Origin of the sequence: Janibacter cremeus (genome assembly GCF_013409205.1) — a bacterium.
In the GTDB taxonomy this organism is placed as follows: domain Bacteria; phylum Actinomycetota; class Actinomycetes; order Actinomycetales; family Dermatophilaceae; genus Janibacter; species Janibacter cremeus.
This window is the reverse complement of sequence record NZ_JACCAE010000001.1, coordinates 1,968,429-1,992,141: the sequence shown is the minus strand read 5'-3', so window position 1 is coordinate 1,992,141 and position 23,713 is coordinate 1,968,429. Positions and strand designations below refer to the sequence as shown.

The 23,713-nt window shown below is 71.5% G+C and carries 21 protein-coding genes and 1 riboswitch; of the genes, 8 read left to right on the top strand and 13 right to left on the bottom strand.

The features are described 5' to 3' along the window. Positions 1–3: 3 nt before the first annotated feature. Positions 4–585, top strand: a complete 582-nt coding sequence (locus BJY20_RS09445; RefSeq protein ID WP_185991296.1) for a hypothetical protein — start codon at positions 4–6, stop codon at positions 583–585. Between the two features lie 57 nt (positions 586–642). Here BJY20_RS09445 and BJY20_RS09440 read toward each other — a convergent pair whose 3' ends face one another. From BJY20_RS09440 to BJY20_RS09430, 3 genes are all read right to left on the bottom strand, one after another. After that, complete coding sequence (locus BJY20_RS09440) at positions 643–1,137, bottom strand: flavodoxin family protein (protein ID WP_185991295.1); 495 nt, start codon at positions 1,135–1,137, stop codon at positions 643–645. 155 nt (positions 1,138–1,292) lie between these two features. Beyond that, positions 1,293–3,668: an ATP-binding cassette domain-containing protein gene (locus BJY20_RS09435; RefSeq protein ID WP_343062837.1), complete on the bottom strand. Its 2,376-nt coding sequence runs from the start codon at positions 3,666–3,668 to the stop codon at positions 1,293–1,295. Positions 3,669–3,673: 5 nt separating this feature from the next. Beyond that, a complete protein-coding gene (locus tag BJY20_RS09430; protein WP_185991294.1) occupies positions 3,674–4,318 on the bottom strand; it encodes an ECF transporter S component in 645 nt (214 codons plus the stop codon). 83 nt (positions 4,319–4,401) lie between these two features. Continuing rightward, a riboswitch (TPP riboswitch) is annotated at positions 4,402–4,503 on the bottom strand. Between the two features lie 114 nt (positions 4,504–4,617). On the opposite strand from BJY20_RS09430, the gene BJY20_RS09425 reads away from it, so the two are divergent. Both BJY20_RS09425 and BJY20_RS09420 read left to right on the top strand, forming a co-directional pair. Next, a complete protein-coding gene (locus tag BJY20_RS09425) occupies positions 4,618–5,022 on the top strand; it encodes a DUF4235 domain-containing protein (RefSeq protein WP_343062836.1) in 405 nt (134 codons plus the stop codon). 1 nt (position 5,023) lies between these two features. Then, positions 5,024–6,019 carry a zinc-binding dehydrogenase gene (locus BJY20_RS09420; protein ID WP_185991293.1) on the top strand — a complete coding sequence of 332 codons (996 nt, stop codon included), beginning with the start codon at positions 5,024–5,026 and terminating at the stop codon, positions 6,017–6,019. Between the two features lie 103 nt (positions 6,020–6,122). On the opposite strand, the gene BJY20_RS09415 is transcribed toward BJY20_RS09420, so the two are convergent. Continuing rightward, entirely contained in the window at positions 6,123–7,787 is a 1,665-nt protein-coding gene (locus BJY20_RS09415; RefSeq protein ID WP_185991292.1) for an FAD-binding dehydrogenase, read from the bottom strand. A gap of 71 nt (positions 7,788–7,858) precedes the next feature. On the opposite strand from BJY20_RS09415, the gene BJY20_RS16470 reads away from it, so the two are divergent. Further along, positions 7,859–9,379, top strand: coding sequence for a metallophosphoesterase (locus BJY20_RS16470; protein WP_185991291.1), 1,521 nt, complete (start codon positions 7,859–7,861; stop codon positions 9,377–9,379). Between the two features lie 22 nt (positions 9,380–9,401). Here the strand turns inward: BJY20_RS16470 and BJY20_RS09405 are convergent, their stop codons facing one another. The 4 genes from BJY20_RS09405 to BJY20_RS09390 form a co-directional block, all read right to left on the bottom strand. Next, positions 9,402–10,862 (bottom strand): glyceraldehyde-3-phosphate dehydrogenase, encoded by a 1,461-nt coding sequence (locus tag BJY20_RS09405; RefSeq protein ID WP_185991290.1) that lies wholly within the window; start codon positions 10,860–10,862, stop codon positions 9,402–9,404. 91 nt (positions 10,863–10,953) lie between these two features. Beyond that, positions 10,954–11,844 (bottom strand): sucrase ferredoxin, encoded by an 891-nt coding sequence (locus tag BJY20_RS09400; RefSeq protein WP_185991289.1) that lies wholly within the window; start codon positions 11,842–11,844, stop codon positions 10,954–10,956. 10 nt (positions 11,845–11,854) lie between these two features. Then, entirely contained in the window at positions 11,855–13,129 is a 1,275-nt protein-coding gene (locus BJY20_RS09395; RefSeq protein WP_185991288.1) for a JmjC domain-containing protein, read from the bottom strand. After that, positions 13,126–13,446: a hypothetical protein gene (locus BJY20_RS09390; RefSeq protein WP_185991287.1), complete on the bottom strand. Its 321-nt coding sequence runs from the start codon at positions 13,444–13,446 to the stop codon at positions 13,126–13,128. The genes BJY20_RS09395 and BJY20_RS09390 overlap by 4 nt, the downstream gene beginning before the upstream one ends. Positions 13,447–13,665: 219 nt before the next feature. Between BJY20_RS09390 and BJY20_RS09385 the strand changes: the two genes are divergently transcribed. Continuing rightward, positions 13,666–14,949 carry a saccharopine dehydrogenase family protein gene (locus tag BJY20_RS09385; RefSeq protein ID WP_185991286.1) on the top strand — a complete coding sequence of 428 codons (1,284 nt, stop codon included), beginning with the start codon at positions 13,666–13,668 and terminating at the stop codon, positions 14,947–14,949. 152 nt (positions 14,950–15,101) lie between these two features. On the opposite strand, the gene BJY20_RS09380 is transcribed toward BJY20_RS09385, so the two are convergent. From BJY20_RS09380 to BJY20_RS09360, 5 genes are all read right to left on the bottom strand, one after another. Further along, on the bottom strand, positions 15,102–16,196 hold the full coding sequence (locus BJY20_RS09380) for a GNAT family N-acetyltransferase (protein ID WP_185991285.1): 1,095 nt from the start codon (positions 16,194–16,196) through the stop codon (positions 15,102–15,104). Further along, positions 16,193–17,002, bottom strand: coding sequence for a crotonase/enoyl-CoA hydratase family protein (locus BJY20_RS09375; RefSeq protein ID WP_185991284.1), 810 nt, complete (start codon positions 17,000–17,002; stop codon positions 16,193–16,195). Before BJY20_RS09375 ends, BJY20_RS09380 begins: the two co-directional genes overlap by 4 nt. Positions 17,003–17,012: 10 nt before the next feature. Further along, the gene (locus tag BJY20_RS09370) at positions 17,013–17,747 is read right to left on the bottom strand and encodes a hypothetical protein (protein WP_185991283.1); all 735 of its coding nucleotides are present in this window, start codon (positions 17,745–17,747) and stop codon (positions 17,013–17,015) included. A gap of 305 nt (positions 17,748–18,052) precedes the next feature. Further along, positions 18,053–18,523, bottom strand: coding sequence for an SRPBCC family protein (locus tag BJY20_RS09365; RefSeq protein ID WP_185991282.1), 471 nt, complete (start codon positions 18,521–18,523; stop codon positions 18,053–18,055). Beyond that, positions 18,520–21,081, bottom strand: a complete 2,562-nt coding sequence (locus BJY20_RS09360) for an MMPL/RND family transporter (protein ID WP_185991281.1) — start codon at positions 21,079–21,081, stop codon at positions 18,520–18,522. The genes BJY20_RS09365 and BJY20_RS09360 overlap by 4 nt, the downstream gene beginning before the upstream one ends. A gap of 103 nt (positions 21,082–21,184) precedes the next feature. On the opposite strand from BJY20_RS09360, the gene BJY20_RS09355 reads away from it, so the two are divergent. The 3 genes from BJY20_RS09355 to BJY20_RS09345 all read left to right on the top strand — a co-directional run bounded on the left by BJY20_RS09355 (position 21,185) and on the right by BJY20_RS09345 (position 23,661). Next, entirely contained in the window at positions 21,185–22,390 is a 1,206-nt protein-coding gene (locus tag BJY20_RS09355; protein ID WP_343062834.1) for an MFS transporter, read from the top strand. Between the two features lie 165 nt (positions 22,391–22,555). Beyond that, on the top strand, positions 22,556–23,110 hold the full coding sequence (locus BJY20_RS09350; RefSeq protein ID WP_185991279.1) for a GNAT family N-acetyltransferase: 555 nt from the start codon (positions 22,556–22,558) through the stop codon (positions 23,108–23,110). Beyond that, positions 23,107–23,661, top strand: a complete 555-nt coding sequence (locus BJY20_RS09345; RefSeq protein ID WP_185991278.1) for an SRPBCC family protein — start codon at positions 23,107–23,109, stop codon at positions 23,659–23,661. The genes BJY20_RS09350 and BJY20_RS09345 overlap by 4 nt, the downstream gene beginning before the upstream one ends. Positions 23,662–23,713: the final 52 nt, after the last annotated feature.

Genomic DNA, 23,713 nt, shown 5'->3' with positions numbered 1-23,713 from the left:
CACATGAGCAACACGCGCACCATGCCGCCTTCCTCGGGGCCCGCTGCCCTGCCGTCCGTGTCCCGGACGCGCAACATCCCGAGCGAGGACCTCGAGGCGATGCTCGCGACCGACGACGACGTGGTCGACACCGCACTCATCCCCACCCTCGCCTTCCGTGACGCCGTCGAGGAGGCCGCCACGTCCGGCACGTCACCGATCGCCTCCACGAGCCAGGCCACCGAGACCGCGGTCGTACCGGCGCAGGACGCCGAGACCGCCGTCGTCCCCGCAGTCGACACCTCGACGCCGGAGTCCGCGAACACGCCCGAGCGCGACCTCGAGCGGATCGTCCCCCCGGTCGGTCACAGCCTGCGCAGCCGCCACGCGACCCCCGAGTCCAGGGCGGCCGTCCGCCGCAACCTCATCGCCGTCTGCTGCGTCGTCGTCTCCGTGGTGGTCATCGGCGTCGCCGCGGGTCTCGTCGGGGGCTGGATCGCCCTCGCGGTCTATGCGCTGCTCGTCGTCTTCGCGGCCTACGCGCTGCGCCGCGCCAACGCGCGCTACGCACCACGCCACAGTCGTTACACCGCACGTCACGCCTGAGCCCCGGCAGGGCGCGAAGGGGGTTCCCACCAGCTGGTGGGAACCCCCTTCGTCATGTCAGCTGCTGAGCAGGGCGGAGAGAGTGCCGCCGAGCTCGGTGGCGCGGTCGGTGGCGTCCTCGTCGACGTCGCCGAGTACCTCGAGGACGTCCGCCGCCTGCTTCCACTCCAGGGCCGAGACGATCGAGTTCACCGCGCGGACGGCGCCGGTGACGTCGTAGCGGCCGTGGACCCACAGGCCGAATGGCCGCTTGGCGGTCGGGCCGGTCTGCCCCTCGCCCGCGCCTCCCGAGTCGTCGAGCGCGCCGCCGACCTGCAGGAACGTCGAGTCGAAGAAGTGCTTGAGCGCTCCGGACATGTAGCCGAAGTTCGCCGGCGTACCGAGCAGGTAGCCGTCGGCAGCGAGGACGTCGTCGGCGGTCGCCTCCAGCGCAGGGATCACCTCCACCTCCACCCCCTCGATGTCGGGGTGTCGCGCGCCCTCGAGCGCCGCGTCGAGCAGCGCCTGGGTCGAGCGGGTCGGGCTGTGGTGGACGACGAGTAGACGTGCCATGTCCCCATCGTGCCCGTCCCGGGGCGCTTGGGTCGAGAGCGGACGAAGGGAGGGGGTGGCCCTTGGCGCGTCGTCCGCACGACCGGGTGCACACCCAGCCCGGATGCACAGTGCGGACGCCGGCCTGAGTCAGGCCACACCCCTCCTTCGTTCGCTCACACTCCGAGGAAGCGGCTCGCCACGACGATGACGATCGGCACGCAGGCCACGAGCACGACGAGGGTGTCCGCGATTCGCCAGGGAGCGCGAGTGGCCCACGTCCGGCGCCCCGCCGAGGCGAAGCCCCGCGCGTCCATCGCCACCGCCAGGGTCGCTGCGGAGCCGAGCGAGCGCAGCAGCATCCCCAACGTGGAGGACCACAGGTGCGCGACGACGCTGCGCGGGTGGCGCCAGCTGATGCCCTGACCGCGCAACCGGCGCGCCCAGCCGACCTCGGTCCACGCGGCCCCGAAGGACTGGAGTCGCTGCAGCGCCGCGCCGACGGCCACGACGGGCCGCGGCGGCAACCGGAGACGTTGGCCCAGATGGTCGGCGAGGTCGTCGGGGTCGATGAAGGCGAGCGTGATCGCGGACGGCACGACGATGACGAGCATCCGCATCGCCGCGGACAGCGCCGCCCCGACGTCCTGACCGCCGAGCAGCCACGTCGACCACCCGACACCAAGGCCCCCGAGCAGCGCGGGCACCAGACGGATCACCAGCCCCCGCCAGCGCCCGGCCACCGTCCAGCCACGACCGGCGCCGGGCAGGTTCGAGAGCCCGACGAGCGCGCCGAGCGCCAGGAAAGCCAGCACGACGAGCGAGGCCCGCCACCCGGGCGAGAGCACCGCGGCGATGATCGGTAGCGCGGCTGCGGTGAAGAGGGACAAGGGCCCGCACGCCGACAGCACCGCCCGTGGTCGTGGCGGCGCCTCCCGCGGTGGCGGGGGCGCGACGGTGTGCACCTCGTCGACGAGGGCGACGAGGTCGCGGTCGTGCGTCGCGGTGACCACGGCCCCGCCCCGCTCACAGTGCGCGGTGAGCAGCCCGACGACGGCGGCCCAGGTGCCGCGGTCCTGGCCGACGGTGGGCTCGTCGGCCAGGACGACCCCGGGCCCGTGGGCCAGCGCAGCGGCGACCGCCAGCCGGCGCTGCTCACCGCCGGAGAGCGTCTGCGGGTCGGCCCGCTCGAGGTGGGCCAGTCCGAGCGCCTCGAGGAGGCGACGGGCCCTCCCCTTCGAGGCGCCCACGCGGTGCGTGGGACCCACTGCGTCGCACCTCAGGACATCGCCTTCGTCCTGGGTGCCGAGGGTGCGGCCGGTGAGCATGACCTCGTCCAGGACGGTCCGCGCCAGCAGCGCGCTGGAGCTCCACTGCGGCACCCAGCCGAGCCGTCCGGCGACGTCCTGTGCCGGGACGTCGGCGACCTCCAGCCCGTCATGGGTGACCACCTGACCGGCCGAAGGGGGCAGCAGCCCGGCGCTCGCCGCGAGCCAGGTGCTCTTGCCGCTTCCGCTGGGCCCGACGAGCGCGGTGGCCCGGCCTGCCGTGGCGGTCAGGGGCCGGTCGGTCTCCAGCACGGTCGAGGTCTCGCTGCTGCCATCGAGACGAGTGCGACGTCGCTCGACGTGGAGCGGGTCGGCGGTCACGAGGTCGGTGCCGTGCGGCTGCGGCTGGTGGAGGGGACCGAGATCGATGGTCGTCGGCGTCGGCGCGGGGGCGCCCGGGACCCAGATACCGTCGGCGACGAGCTCGTCGTGGTGCTCGGCGAGGACCTGACCGGGGGCGCCGTCATGGCGGATCCGGCCGTCGATGTCCAGGACGACGATCCGGTCAACCAGATCGACCCAGGGCGCGATCCGGTGCTCGACGAGGACGGTCGTCAGCCCCTCGCCGGCAGCGACGACGGCATCACGCACGGACTCGCCGGTGGCCTCGTCGAGCATCGCGGTCGGCTCGTCGAGCAGGAGGAGGGAGGGCCGCAGCGCGAGTGCGCCGGCGAGGGCGAGGCGCTGGGTCTGTCCGCCGGAGAGGGTGTGGGTCGGGGTGTCCAGCGGCAGGTGGCCCAGACCGACTCGCTCGAGCGCGGCCGCCACGCGCGGCGGCATCTCCCGGGCAGGCAGCGCGACGTTCTCCAGCCCGAAGGCGACGTCCCGACCCACGGTGGCCGAGACGGTGCCGGAGCCGGGTTCCTGCAGGACCAGCCCGACGGCCCCGGGCCGCTCCCCCGGTTCGTGGCCGTCGATGCGCACGCTTCCGGCGAGGTCGCCGGAGTCGACGGTGAGCAGCAGGCCGGCCAGCGCCCGCAGCAGGGTGGACTTGCCCGAGCCACTCGGTCCGACGAGCAGCACGCGCTGCCCCGCGGACACGGTGAGGTCGAGGTCGCGCAACACCGGCTCCCGGCGACCCGTCGGACGCCAGGTCAGGCCACGGACCTCGACGCTGCCCCGCGCCCCCTTCGCCTCCGCCCCGGGTGGCGACGGACGCGCGGACGTACCCCTGGCACGGTCACCTCCGCCCGGCGGCGTGCGCGAGTGGATCAACGCAGCCACCGGCCTCAGACCGCCCTCTGCTCCAGGACCTCCTGGCCCGGCGGGAAGGGGTTGAGCGCCCCGGCCCGGGCGAGGGCCCGGGTGAGCAGCCAGCCACCGAGACCGGCGATGACGACGCCGGATATGACCATGAACGGCAGGTAGGCCAGCTGCCAGGCCCAGGTCCAGTCGGTGAAGTAGGTCTTGATCTCGTAGAGCCACTCCAACGGCACGGAGAGGGCTCCGGACAGCACCGCGACCATCGGGCCGAAGGACGCGTAGGCGAAGAGCGCGAAGGCCAGCTCGGCGCCGATGCCCTGCGCGAGGCCGGAGACGATCGTGGTCACGCCCCACTGGTTGCCGAAGAGTGCGGAGACGGTCGCGGCGATGAGTTCGCACGCCACGGCGGCACCCGGGCGGCGGATGACCAGCCCTCCGACGACACCGGCGATGAACCAGAAGCCGACGAAGAGGCCGAAGAGCGGCTGGAAGGCGAGTCCCAGCGCGGAGATCGGACCGTTGTAGATCAGGCCGTAGCCCCAGTAGGCGACGCCGAAGGCCACCCCGAGGAAGGCGACGGTCAGCAGGTCGACGGTGCGCCAGCGCATCAGCGGACGGGTGGCCTTGATGGTGCCGGCACGGACCTCGTTCGCCGGCTTGGTGGTGGTCATGTGGGTGCTTCTCCTGTGTCGATGAACCCACAGGGAGGGTTCCCCTGACGATGACCGCGGCCGCAGGCCCCGACCTCGACGAGGGCCCTTGAGACTCGACTCCCTACGCCGGTGCGAACCGGATCAGGTACGAGGGTCTGCGGTTTCCCGCACTCTCAGCGCTGCGCGCTCCCCTGTCGTGCCCATCCAGCATACCCACCCGCTCCCGCGCTCGTGGGCGCCGGGCGACCTGCGCGCCCGGGTCCGCGCCGAACCACCATGGTCGGCACCTGCCCGAGGTGGCTCGCTGTGGCAGTGTTGTGCCCAACAAGTACCGGGCGCGGCACCCCGTCGCGCCCTCCCGGGACGAAGGGAGCACCGACGTGGGCAACATGGTCTGGAAGCTGCTCGGGACGGGGTCGGCGATCGTCGCCGGCATCGTGTCGAAGAAGGTCATCACGGCGATCTGGAAGAAGACCGGTCACGACTCCGAGATCGATCCGACCAACCCGGACATCCCGTTCGGCGAGGCTCTCGCCTATGCGGCACTCGTCGGTCTTGCCGTGGGTCTGGCCAGGACCTTCACCACGCGCCAGGCCGCCGCGATCTACCAGCGCTCGGCGGGCCACCTGCCCAAGCCGATGCGCGAGAACATCGAGGCGGAGATGGCCGAGGGTGGCCGCAACGCCACCGACATCAGCGCGCACAACCGCAAGCGCTCCTGACGTGCGCGGCATCTCGATCACCGAGCCCGGGGAGGCCGACGTCCTGCAGGCCACCGATGTCCAGGCTCCGACCCCGCAGTCGGGGCAGGTCGTCATCGACACGGTCGCGGCCGGCGTCAACCGGGCCGATGTCATGCAGCGCAAGGGCTTCTACCCGCCGCCGGAGGGGGCCTCCCCCCTTCCCGGTCTCGAGCTCTCGGGCACGATCCGGGAGGTCGGACCGGACGTCGATGGCTGGTCGGTCGGCGATGAGGTCTGCGCTCTCGTCGACGGTGGCGGGTACGCCGAGCAGGTGCTCGCTCCTGCTGCCCAGCTGTTCCCGGTGCCGCAGGGGGTGTCCGTGCGCGATGCCGCCGGCTTGCCCGAGGTCGCCTGCACGGTCTGGTCCAACGTCTTCATGACCGCCAACCTCCAGCCGGGCGAGGTCTTCCTCGTGCACGGCGGCTCGTCGGGCATCGGCACGATGGCGATCCAGCTGGCCAAGGCCGCCGGTGCCACCGTCGCGGTGACCGCGGGCACGCAGGAGAAGCTCGCCTTCTGCCGGGAGCTCGGCGCGGACATCGCGATCAACTACCGCGAGCAGGACTTCGTCGAGGAGGTCCGTGCGGCGACCGACGGCCACGGCGCGGACGTCATCCTCGACAACATCGGGGCGAAGTACCTGCCCCGCAACGTCGACCTGCTCGCGACGAACGGCCGGATGGTCGTCATCGGCCTCATGGGTGGGCGCAAGGGCGAGCTCGACCTGGGGAAGATGCTCAGCAAGCGGGCCGCGGTCATCGCGACCTCGCTGCGGGCACGCCCGCCGAGGGAGAAGGCCACGATCGTCGCCGCCGTGCGCGAGCACGTGTGGCCGCTCATCGACGATGGCGCCGTTCGACCGATCATCCAGGGCACCCACCCGCTGGACCGGGCTGCCGACGCGCACCGCGAGCTCGAGGCGAGCGGTCACATCGGCAAGATCCTGCTGATCGCACGGGAGGCTCACGGTCTCTGAGCGACCTGCGCCCCCGTGTCCCCCTTCGCCGAGTTGAGGTAATCCCGCGCGCCTGGGCCCGCGGGAATACCTCAACCCAACGCAAGGGTGACGGCGAAGGGGGTCAGTCCCCCAGCTCGGCGCCCATCGCCCGACCTGCGGACCGGCCGGAGAAGATGCACCCACCGAGGAAGGTCCCCTCCAGGGCGCGGTAACCGTGCAGGCCTCCGCCACCGAAGCCGGAGGCCTCCCCCGCCGCGTACAGACCGGCGATCGGGGCGCCGTCGTGGCCCAGGACCCGTCCGGACAGGTCGGTCTCGAAGCCGCCAAGGGTCTTGCGGGAGAGGATGTGCAACTTCACGCCGACGAGCGGACCCTTCTTCTTCTCCTGCAGCTTGTGCGGCGGGTAGGCCCGCTTGGAGATCTTGTCCCCGATGTAGGACCGGGCCACGCGCATCGCCGCGATCTGGGCGTCCTTGGCGTAACCGTTGTCGAGCTGGGCATCGCGCTCGTCGAGCTGGCGCTTGACGTGCGCGACGTCGAGCGACGGCTCGCCCTCCTCGACAAGGCCGTTCATCTTCGCCACGAGCTCCTCGACGGTGTCGGCGAGGACGAAGTCAGCACCCTTGTCGAGGAAGGCCTGCATCGACGGGGTGACGTCGGCCAGCGAGCGCTTGCGCAGGACACCCTGGATGTCCTTGCCGGTGAGGTCGGCGTTCTGCTCCGATCCCGACAGCGCGAACTCCTTGCCGGCGACGGAGCGGTTGGTGACGAACCAGCTGTGGTCGTGGCCGGTCGCACGCAGGTGGGCGAGCGTGCCGAGGGTGTCGTAACCGGGCAGCAGCGGCGCGGGCAGACGGTTGCCCTGCGCGTCGAGCCACATCGAGCTGGGTCCGGGCAGTATCCGGATGCCGTGACCGGGCCAGATCGAGTCCCAGTTGCGGATGCCCTCGACGTAGTGCCACATCCGGTCGCGATTGATCAGGCGGCCTCCTGCCTCTTCGGTGATGCCGATCATCCGCCCGTCGACGTGGGCGGGGACGCCGGTGACCATGTGCTTCGGCGGGGTGCCGAGGCGCTCGGGCCAGTTCTCCCGGACGAGGTCGTGGTTGCCGCCGATGCCGCCGGAGGCGACGAGGACGACGGGCGCGCGCAGCTCGAAGCCACCCATCGGGTCGCGGTTGGTCGCCACTCCCCGCTCGGCCCGGTCCTCGGCCAGGTGGACCCCGCGGATACCGGTGACCACGCCCCCTTCGACGATCAGCTCGTCCACCCGGTGGCGGTGCGCGTAGGTGACCAGCCCGCGGTCACGGGCCTCCTCCACGCGGCGGGCGAAGGGGGCGACCACTCCCGGCCCCGTGCCCCACGTGATGTGGAACCGGGGCACGGAGTTGCCGTGGCCGTGGGCGGAGCCGTCGCCGCGCTCGGCCCAGCCGACGATCGGGAACCAGCGCATTCCCTGCCCGTGGAGCCAGGCGCGCTTCTCGCCTCCGGCGAAGTCGAGGTAGGCCTTGGCCCACTCGCGCGGCCAGTGGTCCTCATCGCGGTCGAAGCCCGCTGTGTTCATCCAGTCGGAGTACGCGAGGTCGGCAGAGTCCTTGATGCCCATCCGGCGCTGCTCGGGGCTGTCGACGAAGAACAACCCACCGAAGGACCAGTGCGCCTGCGCGCCGAGGTTGGCCTCGCTCTCCTGGTCGACGAGCAGGACCCTGCGCCCCGCGTCCGTCAACTCGGCAGCGGCAACGAGTCCGGCGAGCCCGTGACCCACGACAATGGCATCAGCATCCATGCGCTGGAGCCTAGACCTCATTACTCAGCAGTAGCAATGGGGTCCGCAGGTGCGCCACCTACAGTGACCCCGTGCGATGGTCAGCAGCTCTTCGTCCCGCCGCGGCAGCCCTGCTCGTCGCGGCGGCAAGCCTCACCGGTGGAGTGGCCGTGACGGCACTGTGGCCGGTCCCTGTGGAGACCGACTACTACGCCGCGGACGTGCGCCTGTCGCCCTCGTGGGGGCAGCACTCGACCATCGGCAGTGACACGGTCGTCGGCAGTGTCTCGGCGGAGTTCTCCGGGCTCGCACCGGGGATCCGCGTCGAGCCGCGGATCAAGCCCGAGATCACCGAACTGGTGAAGTCCGGCAACCTCGCGCTGTCCACGCTCGCCCTGGACGACGCCGACCGGGAGCGCCTCATCCGCGAGGCGGCCATCGGGCTCGGGCTGCGTTTCCTCGGCGGTGCCGTCGCCGGGCTGGGAATCGTCATCCTCGGCGCCGGCCTCTACCGCCGTGGGCATCCCGGGCGCCGTGCGGTCCTCAGCAGCGTCCTGGTCACGGCCGTCACGTGCGCAGGGGTCGGCGTCGCCGCCCAGCGGACCTATACGCCCGACCGGCTCGAGGCGCTGCACTCGACCGGGTTGCTCGAGATGGCCGTGGCCAATCGCAGCCTCTTCGGTGACGTGAACCATCGGACCGACCAGGCGGCTCCGTACCTGCGCAACCTGCTGGCGCTCTCCAACGCGGTCCAGGCCGAGTACGCCCCGGTCCAGATCTCCGACGAGAGCGCCCTGAAGGTGCTGCTCGTCTCCGACATCCACGCGGCCAACCAGTACTCCCTGATGCGCACGATCGTGCAGGAGCAGGACATCGACGTCGTCATCGACACCGGCGACCTGATCAACTTCTCCCAGGCCGTCGAGGCGCGGCTGACCAACCTCTACGACGGCATCTCATCCCTGGGCGTCCCGTACGTCTTCGTCCGGGGCAACCACGATGCGTCCTCCCCCGATGACACTGCCCTGCTCCACGGTCTGGCCGAGATCGACAACGTGGTCCTGGTGGAGCCGGAGCCGGGCGAGTACCAGCAGGTCAGCGTCGGCGGCCTGCGGATCGCGGGCTTCAACGACCCACGCACGTTCGGCCACCCCGCCAGCGAGGAGATGCGCCAGAAGGAGCGGGAGGCGCGCGACGCGTGGATCGAGGCGCTCGGCGACGGGCAGGTACCGGATCTGACCATCGCGCACAACCCGTACGCCCTCGAGGACGCACCGGGACGCCTGCGGATCAACGGCCACATGCACGTGGCCGACCTGGAGGGCAACCGGATCCAGGTCGGTACCTTCACCGGGGCCGGGAACCTGCGGCGCTTCACCTGGAACACCGACGGCGAGCGCCTCGGACAGCCCAGCGCCTTCGACGTGCTCACCTTCGACGACGAGTGCCAGGCAGGGCGGCTGACCCGCTATGAGTACCGCGCCGTCATCGAGGGGCAGCCGACGTACGACTCGGTCTCGGTGATCAACGCCGCCCGCGTGGCCGAGCCGGCCCAGGAGGGGCGCACCTGTGGTGGCGACTCGGTCGAGGTGGAGCCGCTCCCGGGGCCGTGAGCCACCCCCTTCGTCGGGGTGATCAGATGCGCGGGAAGACCGGCGGGTGGACCTCGGCCATCTGCTCCAGGACACGCACGACCTGACAGGAGTAGCCGAACTCGTTGTCGTACCAGACGTAGAGGATGCAGCGGTCGCCCGCGGTGATCGTGGCCCGGCCGTCGACGATGCCCGCGTGGCGGTTGCCGACGAAGTCGGTGGAGACGACCTCGGGGCTGTCGATGAAGTCCAGCTGCTTGTGCATCTCGCCGTACAGCGAGGTCTGCCGCAGATAGTCGTTGAGGGCGTCGGCCTCGACCGGCGTCTTCAGCGTGAGGTTGAGGATGGCCATCGAGACGTTCGGGGTGGGCACGCGGATCGCGTTGCCGGTGAGCAGGCCCTCGAGCTCGGGCAGCGCCTTGGCGACGGCCTTGGCGGCCCCGGTCTCGGTGAGGACCATGTTCAGCGCGGCGGAGCGACCGCGGCGCTCGCCCTTGTGGAAGTTGTCGGTGAGGTTCTGGTCGTTGGTGAAGGCGTGGACCGTCTCGATGTGCCCACCGACGATGCCGTACTCGTCGTTGACCGCCTTCAGCGCCGGGACGATCGCGTTGGTCGTGCACGACGCGGCGGAGACCACGCGGTCCTCGTCGCCGATCATCGCGTCGTTGATGCCGGTGACGATGTTGGGGACACCGCCCTTGCCGGGTGCCGTGAGGAGCACTCGCGAGACGCCGGGGCACTGCAGGTGCTGCGACAGGCCCTCCTCGTCGCGCCACCGGCCGGTGTTGTCGACGACGATCGCGTCGTTGATGCCGTACTGGGTGTAGTCGACGGTGGTCGGGTCGTTGGAGTAGATGACCTGGATCAGGGTCCCGTTGGCCAGGATCGTGCTGTTCTCCTCGTCGACGGTGATCGTGCCGTCGAAGGAGCCGTGCACGGAGTCGCGACGCAGCAGGGCGGCACGCTTGCGCAGATCGTTCTCGGCGCCCTTGCGCACGACGACGGCGCGCAGGCGCAGACCGTGCCCGGCGCCGGCGTGCTCGATGAGGATGCGGGCCAGGAGCCGGCCGATCCGGCCGAAGCCGTAGAGGACGACATCGGTCGTGCCCTGGGCGTCCCCGTCGCCCTGGTTGATGACGTCGGCGAGCTCGCTGCGCAGGAAGTCCTCGAGGGGGACGTCGCTGCCGGTCTCGAGGCGGCGGTGGTGCAGGCGGGCGATGTCGACCGACGCGGGACCCAGGTCGAGGGTCGCCAGGGCCTGGAGCACCGGGAGGGTGTCGCTCACGGTCAACTCGACGTCCACGCGACGGGTGAATCGGTGGGCCTTGAGGATGTCGGTCGGCGACTGGCCCAGGAGCGTGCGGCCGTGGATCGAGGTGACCACGCCGTTCTCCCGGTAGAGGCGTCCCACCAGGGGGATCATGGCCTCGGCCTTGGCCTGTCGGTCAGCCCAGTCGGCGAGGTGGTCGTCTGCGGCGGCGCTCGTCTGCTGCGTCGTGGTCATGAGACCACAGGCTACCGGCGACGGACGCTCACCCGGCTCTCGGGTCCCCGAGGCGGGCGACCGGCCGGGTGGGGCGAAGGGGGCGCCCTCCTCAGGCGCGCATCGTCACCGTGAAGAGCGCCTGCTGCTTTGGCGCCCCGCTGCAGGTGAGGACGTGGGCCTCGCTCATCGTGCGGGTCACCAGCCGGCTGTGGACCGAACCGGCCAGGTCGATGTCCACGCGCCAGGTCCCCGAGCCGAGGTCGGTCTGGGTGGGCTCGGCGACGTCCGCGAGCCGGGCGGCCGGCACCGAGCCGAGCACGTCGTGCACCGCCACCTGGGCGACCGGCGTCCAGCAGCTGCGGCCGCGCCAGCGCTCGAGGTCGACGCGCCCGTCGAAGTGGTCCAGGACGACCTGCGGGGCGATGTCGCCGTCGAGCTGCCCGTACATCGAGCCCTCGGGCAGCAGGGCCGTGTTTCCGGCGAAGCGGTCGACACCCAGGTGGGTGGTCTCCCAGACGGCTCCGGGGAGGACGTCGTCGAGCACGGCAGCCACGACCCGCCCCTCGATGGCGCAGCAGACGTCCTTGCGGGCGTGCGTGCACACCAGGGCAAGGGGCTCCTCGCTCGGGTCGGGCAGGTCGTCGAAGCGTCCGGCGAGCTCGACGAGGTCCTGCGGCGTCCGCCAGGTCGAGCGCCCGATGAGGCCTCGGCGCACGTCGACGAGGAAGACCGGCTGCAGCCCCTCCGACTCGACGAGCGGCCCCTCGAGCCGTCCGTGCCGGCGCACCAGCTGCAGGCGGGCGCCGAAGCGGTTCAGCTGCTGGGACAACCGGCCGGCAACCTCGGTCAGCGGCTCGGCGTCGATGGCCTTCGTCGGCCACGGCCCGGGGTGCCCGACGAGGAACCAGTAAGGGGCCGGCACCGCCGTGCCGACAGGCACGTCCCCCCGCTCGCGGGCGGCGAGCGAGCACCGGAAGCGAGAGTCTGCGGGAGTGCTCACGTGATCGACCCTAACCCTCGCCCTGCAGCCCCGGCAGGGTCCCCACCCCGGCCAGGAGCAGGCGGCGGGCGAGCCCGTCATCGAGGTCGACGCTCTCGCCGTCGAGCCAGCGGCCCACCGTGCGTGTCTCCTCCTGGTCGAGCGGCAGTCGGCCGGCCCGGGAGATGAGCAGGTGCCCGTCGTCGACACGCTCGATCCGGGCCGCGAGGTACGGCCGCGGCCGCAGGCGGTGGCCCAGTGCCTCGTCCGCAGCGGCCACAGTGGCCACAGGGGGCACCGGTGCGGGTCGTTGACCCGCTCGGTGGCGGGCCGCCAGGGCGTGGGCCACCTGCTGCGCGTCGACGTCGGCCAGAGCCTCCAGGAGCGCGGTACGCACCTGCTCCACCTCATCCCCGATCGCGTCCTCGTCACCGACGTCGACCCCGGGGGGCAGTGACGTGCGCTGCTCCTCGTGGGTGAGGACCTCCCTTCGTGCCCGGTCGAGGAGGGCCTCGGCGAGGTGCCCGCGGTGCCACACGTGCACCCCCACGGTGACGTGTGTGCTCACCCCGCCCAGCGCGGTGGCGGAGTGCAGCCAGCCTCGGGGGATGTAGAGGGTGTCGCCGGGCTGCAGGGTGACCTCGAGGTGGGGCGGCGCCGAGGCGGCCTGCTCGACGGCCTCCGCGTGGCCCTGCCACGGCTGGTCGCGAAGGGGGTGGGTCAGCACCGGTGGGTGCAGGCGCCAGCGCTTCTCCCCGGCGATCTGCAGGACGAAGACGTCGTGGACGTCGTAGTGCGCGGAGAAGCCGGTGCTCTGCGCTGGCGTGACGTAGGCGTTGACCTGGACCGGGTGCCCGAGGTCCGCGGCGAGCTGCTGCGAGAAGTCCAGCAACGGCGGGTGGGTGCGGTGCAGCCCCTGCAGGACGAGGGAGTGTCCCTGCGCGAAGAGGCGCAGCAGGGCGGTGTCGTCGAGCTGGTCGGTGATCGCCGCGCCGACGCCACCGCCACGGGTGAAGTCGGCATCGGGCAGGGTGAGTCCATCTCGCGCCACCCGCAGGAAGGGGGTGCGCAGCCCCCGACGGGAGAGCAGGTCGTCCACGTCATCGGGGCCGAACAGGTCGGCGAAGGAGCTGTCCCGGGGTCCGGGCGCCGGCAAGGAGTCCCGAAGGGGGCCCGGCAGCGCCCGGGCCGCGACGTGCCGGGGCTCCTCGCCCCAGATCTGCGCGAACTGGTCCGGGCCGAGGTCGATGATGCGAGCGAGGCCGGTGCACCGCACCGATGCACCGGCCTCGGGGGCGTCGCTCACTCAGGCGCGGCCGTCGGCACCGCCGTCGGCACCACCGTCACCGGCACCCCCATCAGCGCCGCCGTCACCGGCACCACCATCAGCGCCACCGTCACCGGCACCACCATCAGCGCCGCCGTCACCGGCACCACCATCAGCGCCGCCGTCACCAGCACCACCATCAGCGCCGCCGTCACCAGCACCACCATCAGCGCCGCCGTCACCAGCACCACCATCAGCGCCGCCGTCACCAGCACCACCATCAGCGCCGCCGTCACCAGCACCACCATCAGCGCCGCCGTCACCAGCACCACCATCGGCACCGCCGTCACCGCCACCGGTGAGCGGCTGATCGGTCGGCATCCCACCGATCGTCTCGTCGGACAGGTCCGGATTGTTCTGCGGAGGCTGCGTCATGGTGCTTCTCCTTTGCTCTGGGTGGACGGTGCGTGCAACACCGCCATCACACCCATGTCTACCCACATGTCGGCCCCGGCAAAAGCCCCGGAGCCGTCGGGCGCGCAAAAGGCTTGCAGGCCAACGGTTACTGTCGTGCCATGACTTCCCCCACTGACCGGCGCGAGTACGACATCGTCCTCGTCGGGGCAACCGGTTTCGTCGGGCGCCTCACTGCGGCCCATCTACGCGACCACGCACCCGAGGGACTGCGCATCGCGATCGCCGGGCGCTCCCGGGCCAAGTTGGATGCCGTCGCTGCCGAGCTCGGCGGTGCCGCCGGCTCGTGGCCCCGCCTGATCATCGATGTCACGGACCCGGGCGCCTGCGCCGACGTGGCCGGGTCGACCCGCGTCCTGGTCACGACCGTCGGCCCGTACGCCCGCTACGGCTACGAGCTGGTGAAGGCCTGCGCGATGTCTGGCACGCACTACGCGGACCTGACCGGGGAGGTCCTCTTCGCCCGCGACACCAGCGAGGCCTTCCACGACGTCGCTCACCGCAGCGGTGCCCGGATCGTCCACTCGTGCGGCTTCGACTCCGTCCCCTCCGACCTCGGCGTCCTGGAGACCGCGCGGGTGGCTGCCGAGGAAGGCGCCGGGCAGCTGACCGACACCGTCCTCTACGTGCGCAGCCTCAAGGGGGCGCTCTCCGGCGGCACCATCGACTCCATCCGCCAGCAGGCGATGGCAGCACGCGAGACCCTGGAGGCCCGCCGCGCCATCGCCGACCCGTACGGCCTCAGCCCCGACCGGGCTGCCGAGCCGACCCGTGCCGAGCGGGTCGAGGTCGGGGCGCAGGGCGAGCCCTCAGGCCCGCGCAAGCGCTTTGGCGCCCGCCTCCCGGTCCGCCGCACGGACGACGGCCACTGGACGGGCCCCTTCATCATGGCCTCTTACAACACGCGGGTCGTGCGTCGCAGCAACGCCCTGCTGGACTGGCGGTACGGACGAGCATTCCGTTACCACGAGGTGAGCGACTTCGGGACGCGCCGGTTCGCCCCCTTCGCCGCCACGGGTATGACCGCCGGACTGCTCGCACTCGTCGGCGGGATGTCCTTCCGGCCGACCCGGGCGCTGCTCGCCAAAGCGCTGCCGGCCCCCGGGGAGGGCCCGGACGAGGAGGCGCGCGCGGGCGGCCGCTTCCGGATGGAGGTCATCGCCACGACGACGAGCGGGGCGCGCTACGCGACGACCGTCGCGGCCAAAGCGGACCCCGGCTACAACGGCACGGCGATCATGCTCGGGCAGTCCGCACTCTGCCTCGCCGAGGACGACCTCACCAGCGAGGGGGGCGTCCTCACCCCCGCGGTGGCGCTCGGCCCCGCCCTCGTGGAACGCCTGCGAGAGCACGACTTCGTCATCGAGACCCGCCGCGTGGAGTGACCGAGCCAATCCGTCGCGGGTAGTGACTGTCGGGTACGACGACAGCTACAGCCGTAGGACAGGAGCGGAACCCCGAGTTTCCGGGGGTCATCCGATGACGCGGCGCACATGTGGTCGTCGTACCCGCACGTAACTTCCGGCCACCAGCCGGTTCAGTCGTCCCGACGCGCCATCGGCACCGGGTCGTCCGTGCCGTCGAGCCGCACGTCGCGGTGCCACGACTCGGTGCGGTAGCGCGTGGTCCATCCCATCGACTCGTAGAGGCCGTCGGCACCCGTCGGGCTGTCCGCGTCGACCTCGAGGGAGAGGCGGTTGCGGTCACGCCTGGCGGTATCGGCGATGACGGTGTGCAGCAACGACTTGGCCACGCCCCGCCCGCGCGCCAGGCGGTGCACGCCGATGTAGTCGATGTAGGTGCCCTCGACGCCGTCCTCGTCGGGTGGCAGCACGAGCGCGGCGACGGCGCCGCCCGGGACCCATTGGCCCTCGACGTCGATGTCGGCGATCCACCAGTGGTCCCAGCGGTGGCCGGGAGCCTCCCGCAACCGCGCGAGGAACTCGGGGAAGGACTCCCGGTAGGAGTTGAAGTGGTCCGCGAAGGACTCCTCGATCATCCGGTAGACCGACTGCAGGTCGGCCGCCACCGGCGTCCCGTCCTCGCGCTTGGCCACACGTCGGACGACGACGCCCTCCCGCTGGTGGGTCTCGACCAGGTCCTCGTCACCGGGCCGACGGTCACGGGTCATCTGCAACCACGTGCGCGCGAGGTGGTAGCCGTCGGGGGCAAGCATCGAGCGCAACCGGTCGTCGTTCTCGTGCACGGACACATCGAGTCGAGTGCCACCGAGGCCGCGGCCGCGGGAGATGTTCAGGGCGACCTGCTCGGCCCAGTCCAGCAGGATCCCGGCGAGGTGCTGCTCCTGCTCGCGGCTGAGCCCGGGGTCGGCGGTGAGGTCGACGTTGGTCCGTCCGGCGGCCCGGTCGTGGACGCGGGCCCACACGCGGATCCGACCCTCGGCGTCGAGCACGACGACCTCACGTCGGGTCCAGGCGCCCTGCCCGACGGCCTCCCCGGCGATGACGTCCGCTTGGACGGTGCCGGAGCCCTCGACCTCGAGCTTCTCCGCGAGGACGAGCCCGACGATCTCCTCGACGTCCGCCTCCTCCGGGGCGCGGCTCACCCAGCCCTCGGGCAGCCCCTCCGGGACGATCGGGAGGAAGCCGGCTTGCGGATCTTCCTGCGTCATCGCACGAGCTTCCGGCTGCGCGGCAGGTACTCCGGTGGCTGCTGCTGGACGTTGGCCCGACGGGCGCGCTGCGTGTTCGCGCCGAAGAGCAGCCCCAGCTGCTCGATGCGCTCCTGGGCGAAGGTGGCCCGCGGGCCCTTGTGCCAGGTGCTGTCGAAGAGGCGCTTGGCGCCGGCGAGCGCATCCGGGGAGCGCTGCGACAGCTGCGTGGCCAACGCCGTTGCGGCCGCGACCGGGTCGGGCGCGAGCTCGGTGACCAGGCCGAGCTCCCTGGCCCGCTCCCCGGAGAACTTCTCCGCCGTCATCGTCAGCTTCTTGGCGACGTCGATGCCGACGAGCTGGGAGAGGGCGTGCACACCCGACATGTCCGGGACGATCCCCCACTTGCCCTCCAGGACCGACCAGGTCGCCTCGGGGTGGGAGATGCGGAAGTCGGCCGCGAGCGCGATCTGCAGGCCACCACCGAGGCAGTGGCCGTCGACGGCCGCGATGACGGGGACCGGGATGCGGCGCAGCGCCCAGGCCGCCTCCTGGAAGGTGTTCGTCCCGCGCCAGATGCGGGGCACGAAGCGGGCGAAGATGCCCTTTTGGTCCTTCATCGCCGAGCCGAAGTCCAGTCCGGCACAGAAGGAGTCGCCCTCCCCGGAGATGATGACCGCGCGCAGGCGGCGGTCGCTGCGCAGTCCGTGGGCCGCGGCCGCGAGGTCGTCGAGCATCTCGAGGGTGAGCGCGTTGAGCTTGTCGGGCCGGGCCAGGCGCAGGTGCGCGACACCGTCCTCGATCGTGGTCGTGACGTGGCGGGGCATGCGCCCCAGCCTATGCGTCCGCGATCGCGGCGAGGAGGTCCGTCAGGATCTCGGCCGTCTCGGCCGCGGTCTCGGAGGACCCGGAGACGAGGACGCCGTGGCCATCCACGACGCCGACGCACTGGTAGTTCGCGCTGGTGCTCAGCTTGCCGCAGGTGATGTCGCCGTGCCTGGAGGTGTCCTCCCAGATCCGGTCGTAGAAGCCCTCGACCTGGTCACGGGGGATGGCGACGACACTCAGCGCCTCGTCCTCGCCCTTGCGGTAGATCGCCAGGGTGTCCGTCGCGCTGTCGCTCTTGGTCCACTCGCCGAAGGAGTCCGGGAAGTCCACTGTCGGGGCCGCACTCGCCGAGGGCGGGGGACTCGGGGTGGTGGAGGTGGGGCTGCTGTCGGTGGGCGAGCTCGTCGTACTGCTCGTCGCGGAGGTCGACGGTGTCGTCGAGGAGGACGTGCTCGACGACGTGGTCGAGGTGTCCGTCGTGGAGCTGGCCTCCGACGGGCTCGTCGACGACTCGGACGGCTCGCTCTCGTCGTCCCGGACCAGAAGGAGACCGCCGATGCAGCACAGGACGACGATGATCAGGACCACACCGGCGATCCCGGCGAGGACTCCGGCGGTCAGGCGTTTGCGCGGGGGCGGCTGCGGGTCGGGACGCTCCTCCTGCCACGACCCACCGGGTGGCTGCCCACTGCCCGACCCACCGGAAGGCGGGGATGGGGTGGAGCCGGTGGGTGGGTACGCCATGACATGCATGGTCACACAGGACGCGGTGCGTGCGTGGCACCTCCTCGGCAACACGATCGCGTGTCCGTCACCGATGCGTCGGCCGTCATGACGACGCAGGCGGGACTCTCCCCTGCGGAGTCCCGCCTGCGTCTGCCGTGGCCCCCCTGCGGTCCACGGGCCGGTGGTGGCGGGCGATTCCCCTTCTCGCCTGCCGCCACAAGACAATCTATGACGGGGCTCACCGGGGGTCGATGAGGAGAAGTACCCATCTCGGGCGGGGGTACCCGGGAGAGGAGGAAGGGGGGTCTCCCCCCCCTTCCTCGTCAGCTGCGCTCGAGGAGCGCCTTGAGGCGCCGCAGGGTCACGGCCATACCCTCGGTCATCTCGGTGTCGAACTCGGTGATACCGCCGAGGACCTTCTGCTGCAGGAAGCGGGAGACCGCGCTCGTCCCGTTCGCGGCCTCCCGGCGGTGGACCACCCGGGTTCCGGTGGCCGTCGGCTCCAGCTCGAAGGACCAGGTGCTCCCGTTGTCCTTGACCCGGAAGGCGTAGTCACTCGTCGGCTCGAAGCGCACGACCTTCGCCCGGGTCGGCCACAGCAGGGGGCCGCGACGGTTGATGTTGATCGTGCGGGTGCCCGGGCCCACCGGCGCCGTCCCGACGACGTGGGTGCGCAGCACCTGGTCGGACAGGCCGCCCAGGGCGCGCGGGTCGGTGATCACGGCCCACACGGCCTGCGGCGCAGCGGCGATCTCGGTCTCGGTCTGCAGCAGCGGTGCGTTCGTGGTCGTCATGCGTTGACCATATGCGCGGGCTCGGCCTGGGGCTGGTCGGTCGTGACCGGTTCCACCTGGCCGGCCGGCTCCTCGGCGGCCTCGGGGCGCTGCGCCTGAAGGGCGGTGCCCTCGACGTCGAGGTGGGGCAGCAGCCGGTCGAGCCACGCCGGCATCCACCACGCTGCCCCGCCGAGGAGGTGCATCACCGCAGGGGTGAGCGTCATCCGCACCAGCAGGGCGTCGACGAGGACACCGACGGCGAGGCCGAGGCCGATCGGCCGGATCATCGTCAGATGGGCGAAGACGAAGCCGGCGAAGACGGCGGACATGATCAGCGCCGCCGCCAGGACGACCTTGGATCCGTGGGTGAAGCCGGTGCGCACGGCGGTACGCGGATCAGCGCCATGGGCGTAGGCCTCGCGCATCCCCGAGACGAGGAACATCTGGTAGTCCATCGCCAGGCCGAAGAGGACACCGACGAGCATGATCGGCATGAAGCTCAGCACCGGTCCGGGGGTGTCGACGGCCAGCAGGCTGCCCAACCAGCCCCACTGGTAGACGGCGACCACCGCTCCGAAGGATGCGGCCACGGACAGCAGGAACCCGGCGGTCGCGACCAGCGGCACGAGGACGCTGCGGAAGACGATCATCAGCAGCACGATCGACAGCCCGATGACGATGCCCAGGTAGGGCGGGAGCGCCGCGGCGAGTTGGCGGGAGATCTCGACGTTGGCGACGGTCATGCCGGTCACGCCGATGTCGGAGTCGGTCGCCGCACCGATCGCGTCGGTGGAGGCATTGAGCAGCCGCACCGTCTGCGCGGTCTCGGCGTCTGCGGGTCCGGTCTCGGTCACCACCTGGAAGGCCAGTGTCTTCCGGTCGTCACTGACGCCGAAGGGGACGACGGCGTGGACGCCGCCGACGGTGGCAAGCTGCTCGACGACCTCCGCCTGGTCCTGCAGGACGGCGTCGTCGTCGGCAGCGGCCTCGTCGAGGGTGGCGACGGCGATGATCGGGCCGTTGGCGCCGGCTCCGAAGTGGTCCTCGACCTGCACGTAGGCCTCGTGGGCGGTCGATCCGGCCGGCTCGCTCGATCCGTCGGGCAGGGCCAGACGAAGGGAGAGAGCCGGGATCGCCATGATTCCGCACAGGAGGACGACGCCGACCACCACGAGAGCGGGGCGACGGGTCACGGCGCGCACGTAGGCACCGCCGCTCTCCTGGCTCGCCCCGCCGGCGGTGGCGGCCTTCGCCCAGCCGCGGCGGGAGATGACCCGGGTGCCGACGAGCCCGAGCAGTGCCGGGGTCAGCGTCAGGGCGACGATGACCGCGACGATGACGGTGCCGGCGGCGACGAGCCCCATCTGGCCGAGCAGCGGGATGGGGGCGACGACCAGGGCGGTCAGCGCGATCGCGACGGTGATGCCCGCGACGACGACGGCCGAGCCGGCGGTGCCGACGGCGCGCGCGATCGAGTCGGTGAGCTCGTGGCCGTCGAGCAGCTGGGTGCGGTGGCGGTTGACGATGAAGAGGGCGTAGTCGATGCCGACCGCGAGCCCGAGCATGAGGGCCAGCGCCGGTGTCATCGAGTGCATGTCGAAGAAGTGCGTCGTCGCCATCGCACCGGCGAGGCCGACGCCGACACCCAGCAGCGCGCCCAGGATCGGCAGACCGGCGGCCACGAGGGACCCCAGGGCGATGACCAGGACGATGCCGGCGACGAGGAGCCCGATGGCCTCACCGGGGCCGACGAGGGAGTTCTCCTGGGTGATCTCGACGCTGTACTCGGCCTCAACGCCGGCCTCCTGCAGCGCCTGGCCGATCCGCGGGATGGCCTGCTTGATCTCGGGGTCGACGGAGTTGGTGTTGGTGTCGAACTGGATCTGGGTCAGCGCGTAGCCGTCGTCGGTGACGAAGCGGGTGTCGGCAGCGCCCGCCAGGACAGCGGTCCCGGCCTCGTGGGCGGCCTTGGCGTCCGCCAGCTCCTCCTCGCCCTGGGCGTACTCCTCCTTGGCTGCAGAGACCTCCTGCTTGCCCTCGGCGACCCGGTCGCGCACGTCCGCCAGCCTGGGGTGATCGGGCGCCTCGTCCTCGAGCTTGGCGATCCACGCCTTGCCGTAGTCGATCTGCCCCTGGCCTTGCGAGATCTCGCGCCAGGCGTCATCGAGCTGCTTCTCACCAGAGGTGATGTCCTTCTTCCCCTGCCGCAGTTGCCGCGCGGAGTCGTCCAGGGTGGCCTGGCTCTCGAAGGGAGAGATCACCCGCGTCACGTGCGGGACGTCCTCCCACTGCGCGAAGACCTCCTTGACGGCTCGTCGTTGCTTCGGGGTGAACTCCCCCTCGTCGCTGTGCAGCACGATCGTGCCGAACCCGCCGGCCGCATCGGGGATCTCGCCCTGGAGGTCATCGAGGACCTGCTCGAACTGACTGCCGGGCACCGTGACCTCGTTGGTCATCGGCCGGGCGAAGGCGAGCGCGGCGGCGCCGGCTGCCACGAGGACGACGAGCCAGAGGGCGAGGACGCTCTTGGCGTGCCTCGCACACCAGAGGCCGAGACGGTGCAGGCGCAGAGCCATGGGAGATCTTCCGGTCGACGTGTCTTCTACGTTCGTAGAATCTGTATGTTACAAATGTAGGGAAATGTCAGGATCCCGTCAAGGCTGAGGGAAGATGTGCGGTGTGTCCCTCCCTTCGTCCGCCACGGTCGAGACCGACCGCGGTCGATCGACGGCGCTCGCCCTGGCCGCCCTCGTCCTCGGCGGGATCGGCATCGGGACAACCGAGTTCGTCACCATGGGGCTGCTCCCGGAGATCGCCGCGGGCATCGACACCTCGATCCCCCGCGCCGGGCACACGATCTCCGCGTACGCCCTCGGCGTCGTGGTCGGCGCCCCCACGATCGCCGTCCTGGGCAACCGACTCCCCCGCCGGGAGCTGCTCGTCGCGCTGATGCTGCTCTTCGCGCTGGGCAACGCCGCCAGCGCCCTCGCCCCCGGCTACGGCACGCTCCTGCTCTCCCGCTTCGTCGCCGGCATCCCGCACGGCGCCTTCTTCGGGATCGCCTCGATCGTCGCCTTCGACATCGTCGCGCCCGGCCGCGGCGGGTGGGCCGTCAGCCGGATCATGCTCGGCATCCCGATCGCCAACGTCGCAGGGGTCCCGCTCGCGACATGGCTGGGCCAGCAGACCGGCTGGCGCTCGGCGTACTGGCTCGTCGCGGCCATCGGCCTACTCACCGCGCTGCTCGTCAGCACGCTCGTCCCCCACCAGCCCGGCGACCGCGAGGCCCGGGTGCGCAGCGAGCTCGCCGCCTTCCTCGACTCGCAGGTGTGGTTGACCCTGCTCGTCGGCGCGGTCGGTTTCGGCGGCGTCTTCGCGATGTACTCCTACATCTCGCCGATCCTGCGCAACCAGACCGGCCTGCCCGCGGACGCCGTCCCGATCTACCTCTTCATCTATGGCGTCGGCGGACTGCTCGGCACGATCATCGCCGGCCGCCTGGTCGACCGCTCGGTGCTGCACACCCTCGTGTGGTCGACGATCGCCACCGGCGCGAGCCTGGCCGCCTTCGCCTGGGCCGCGGACTCGGCGATCCCCGCCGGGATCGTGCTGCTGCTGGTGTGCATCTCCGTCTCGGCCTTCGTCCTGGCCCTCCAGCTGCGACTGATGGAGGTCGCCGGCAAGGCACGCACCCTCGGCGCCGCCGGCAACCACGCCGCCCTGAACATCGCCAACGCCCTGGGCGCCTGGCTCGGCGGCGTCGTCCTCGCCGCCGGGTGGGGCTGGCGCGCGCCCTCGCTCGTCGGTGCCGGCCTCTCCGTGGCGGGGCTGCTCATCCTCTTCCTCTCGCTGCGGATCCACCGCGGCCGCACCACGCTCGACTGAGACTGCTCGACAACCCGGTCACGCCCACACACGGGAGTCCTCGCTGCCTACGCCTCTGCTCCACCTCGTGGGCACTGCCCGTGTGTTGGAGCAGAAGCGTAGGCGCCAGGACACACCTCGGGAACTGCCCTCGTTGCGTCCCACACAGCAGATTAGGGTCCACCCATGAGCCACCCCGACATCCGGCCGGCCACCCCCGGCGACCTCCCCGACATCCTCCGGCTCGTCCACGAGCTCGCGGTCTACGAGCGGGAGCCGGACGCCGTCGAGGCCACCGAGGCCGACTTCGCGGCCGTCCTCTTCCCGACCGAGGCAGGACCGACCGCCTTCTGCCACGTGGTCGAGGCGGACGAAGGCGGTGTCCTGAGGTGCGACGAAGGAGCCTCGAAGGAGGGGACCCGTCGCGTCGTCGGGATGGCCCTGTGGTTCCTCACCTTCTCCACCTGGACGGGCCAGCAGGGCATTCACCTCGAGGACCTCTTCGTCGAGCCCGAGCACCGGGGGTCGGGTCTGGGCAAGGCCCTGCTGGTGCACCTCGCGCAGATCGCCACCGAGCGCGGGCACCGACGCCTGGAGTGGACGGTGCTGCGGTGGAACGAGCCGGCCATCGCGTTCTACGAGTCGCTCGCGGCGGCCCCGCAGGTCGAGTGGGAGACCTATCGCCTCGACGGGGACGCACTGGCGCAGGTGGGCACGCCGACGCCTAGCGTGGTGCGATGACCCGCCAGAAGACCGTCTCCGACAGCGTCGTCATCGACGTCGACCCGCAGACCGCCTACGCCGCCGTCAGCGACATCACCCAGATGGGCCGGTGGAGCCCGGAGAACCTCGGGGGCACCGTCGGCGCAAGGGCCACGGGCGACCCCGGGAGCCGGGGCCCAGCCACCGGACCGGTCACCGTCGGCACCTCCTTCGTCGGCCGCAACCGGCGCGGCAAGGCGCAGTGGGTCACCGAGTGCACCGTCACGGCCGCCGACCCGGGCGAACGCTTCGCCTTCCGCGTGCACCGCATCGGGGTCGCCACCCCGAGGGTCAACGGCACAATCGCCACCTGGGACTACCGGTTCGAGGCGGTCGACGCCGGCACTCGGGTCACCGAGACGTGGACCGACGACCGCCCGTGGCCGGACATCGCAGCCACGGTCTTCGACAAGGTCGCCACCGGCGGCAGCACCTTCGCGCAGTTCCAGAGGAAGAACATCGCACGCACCCTCCAGCGGCTGAAGAGCGAGCTCGAGGGCGCGCGCAGCACCGACACCGACCGGGGCTGACCCCCTTCGCCGCCCCGCTGCCACCCACCACATCGCAGCGCGGGTGGATCCG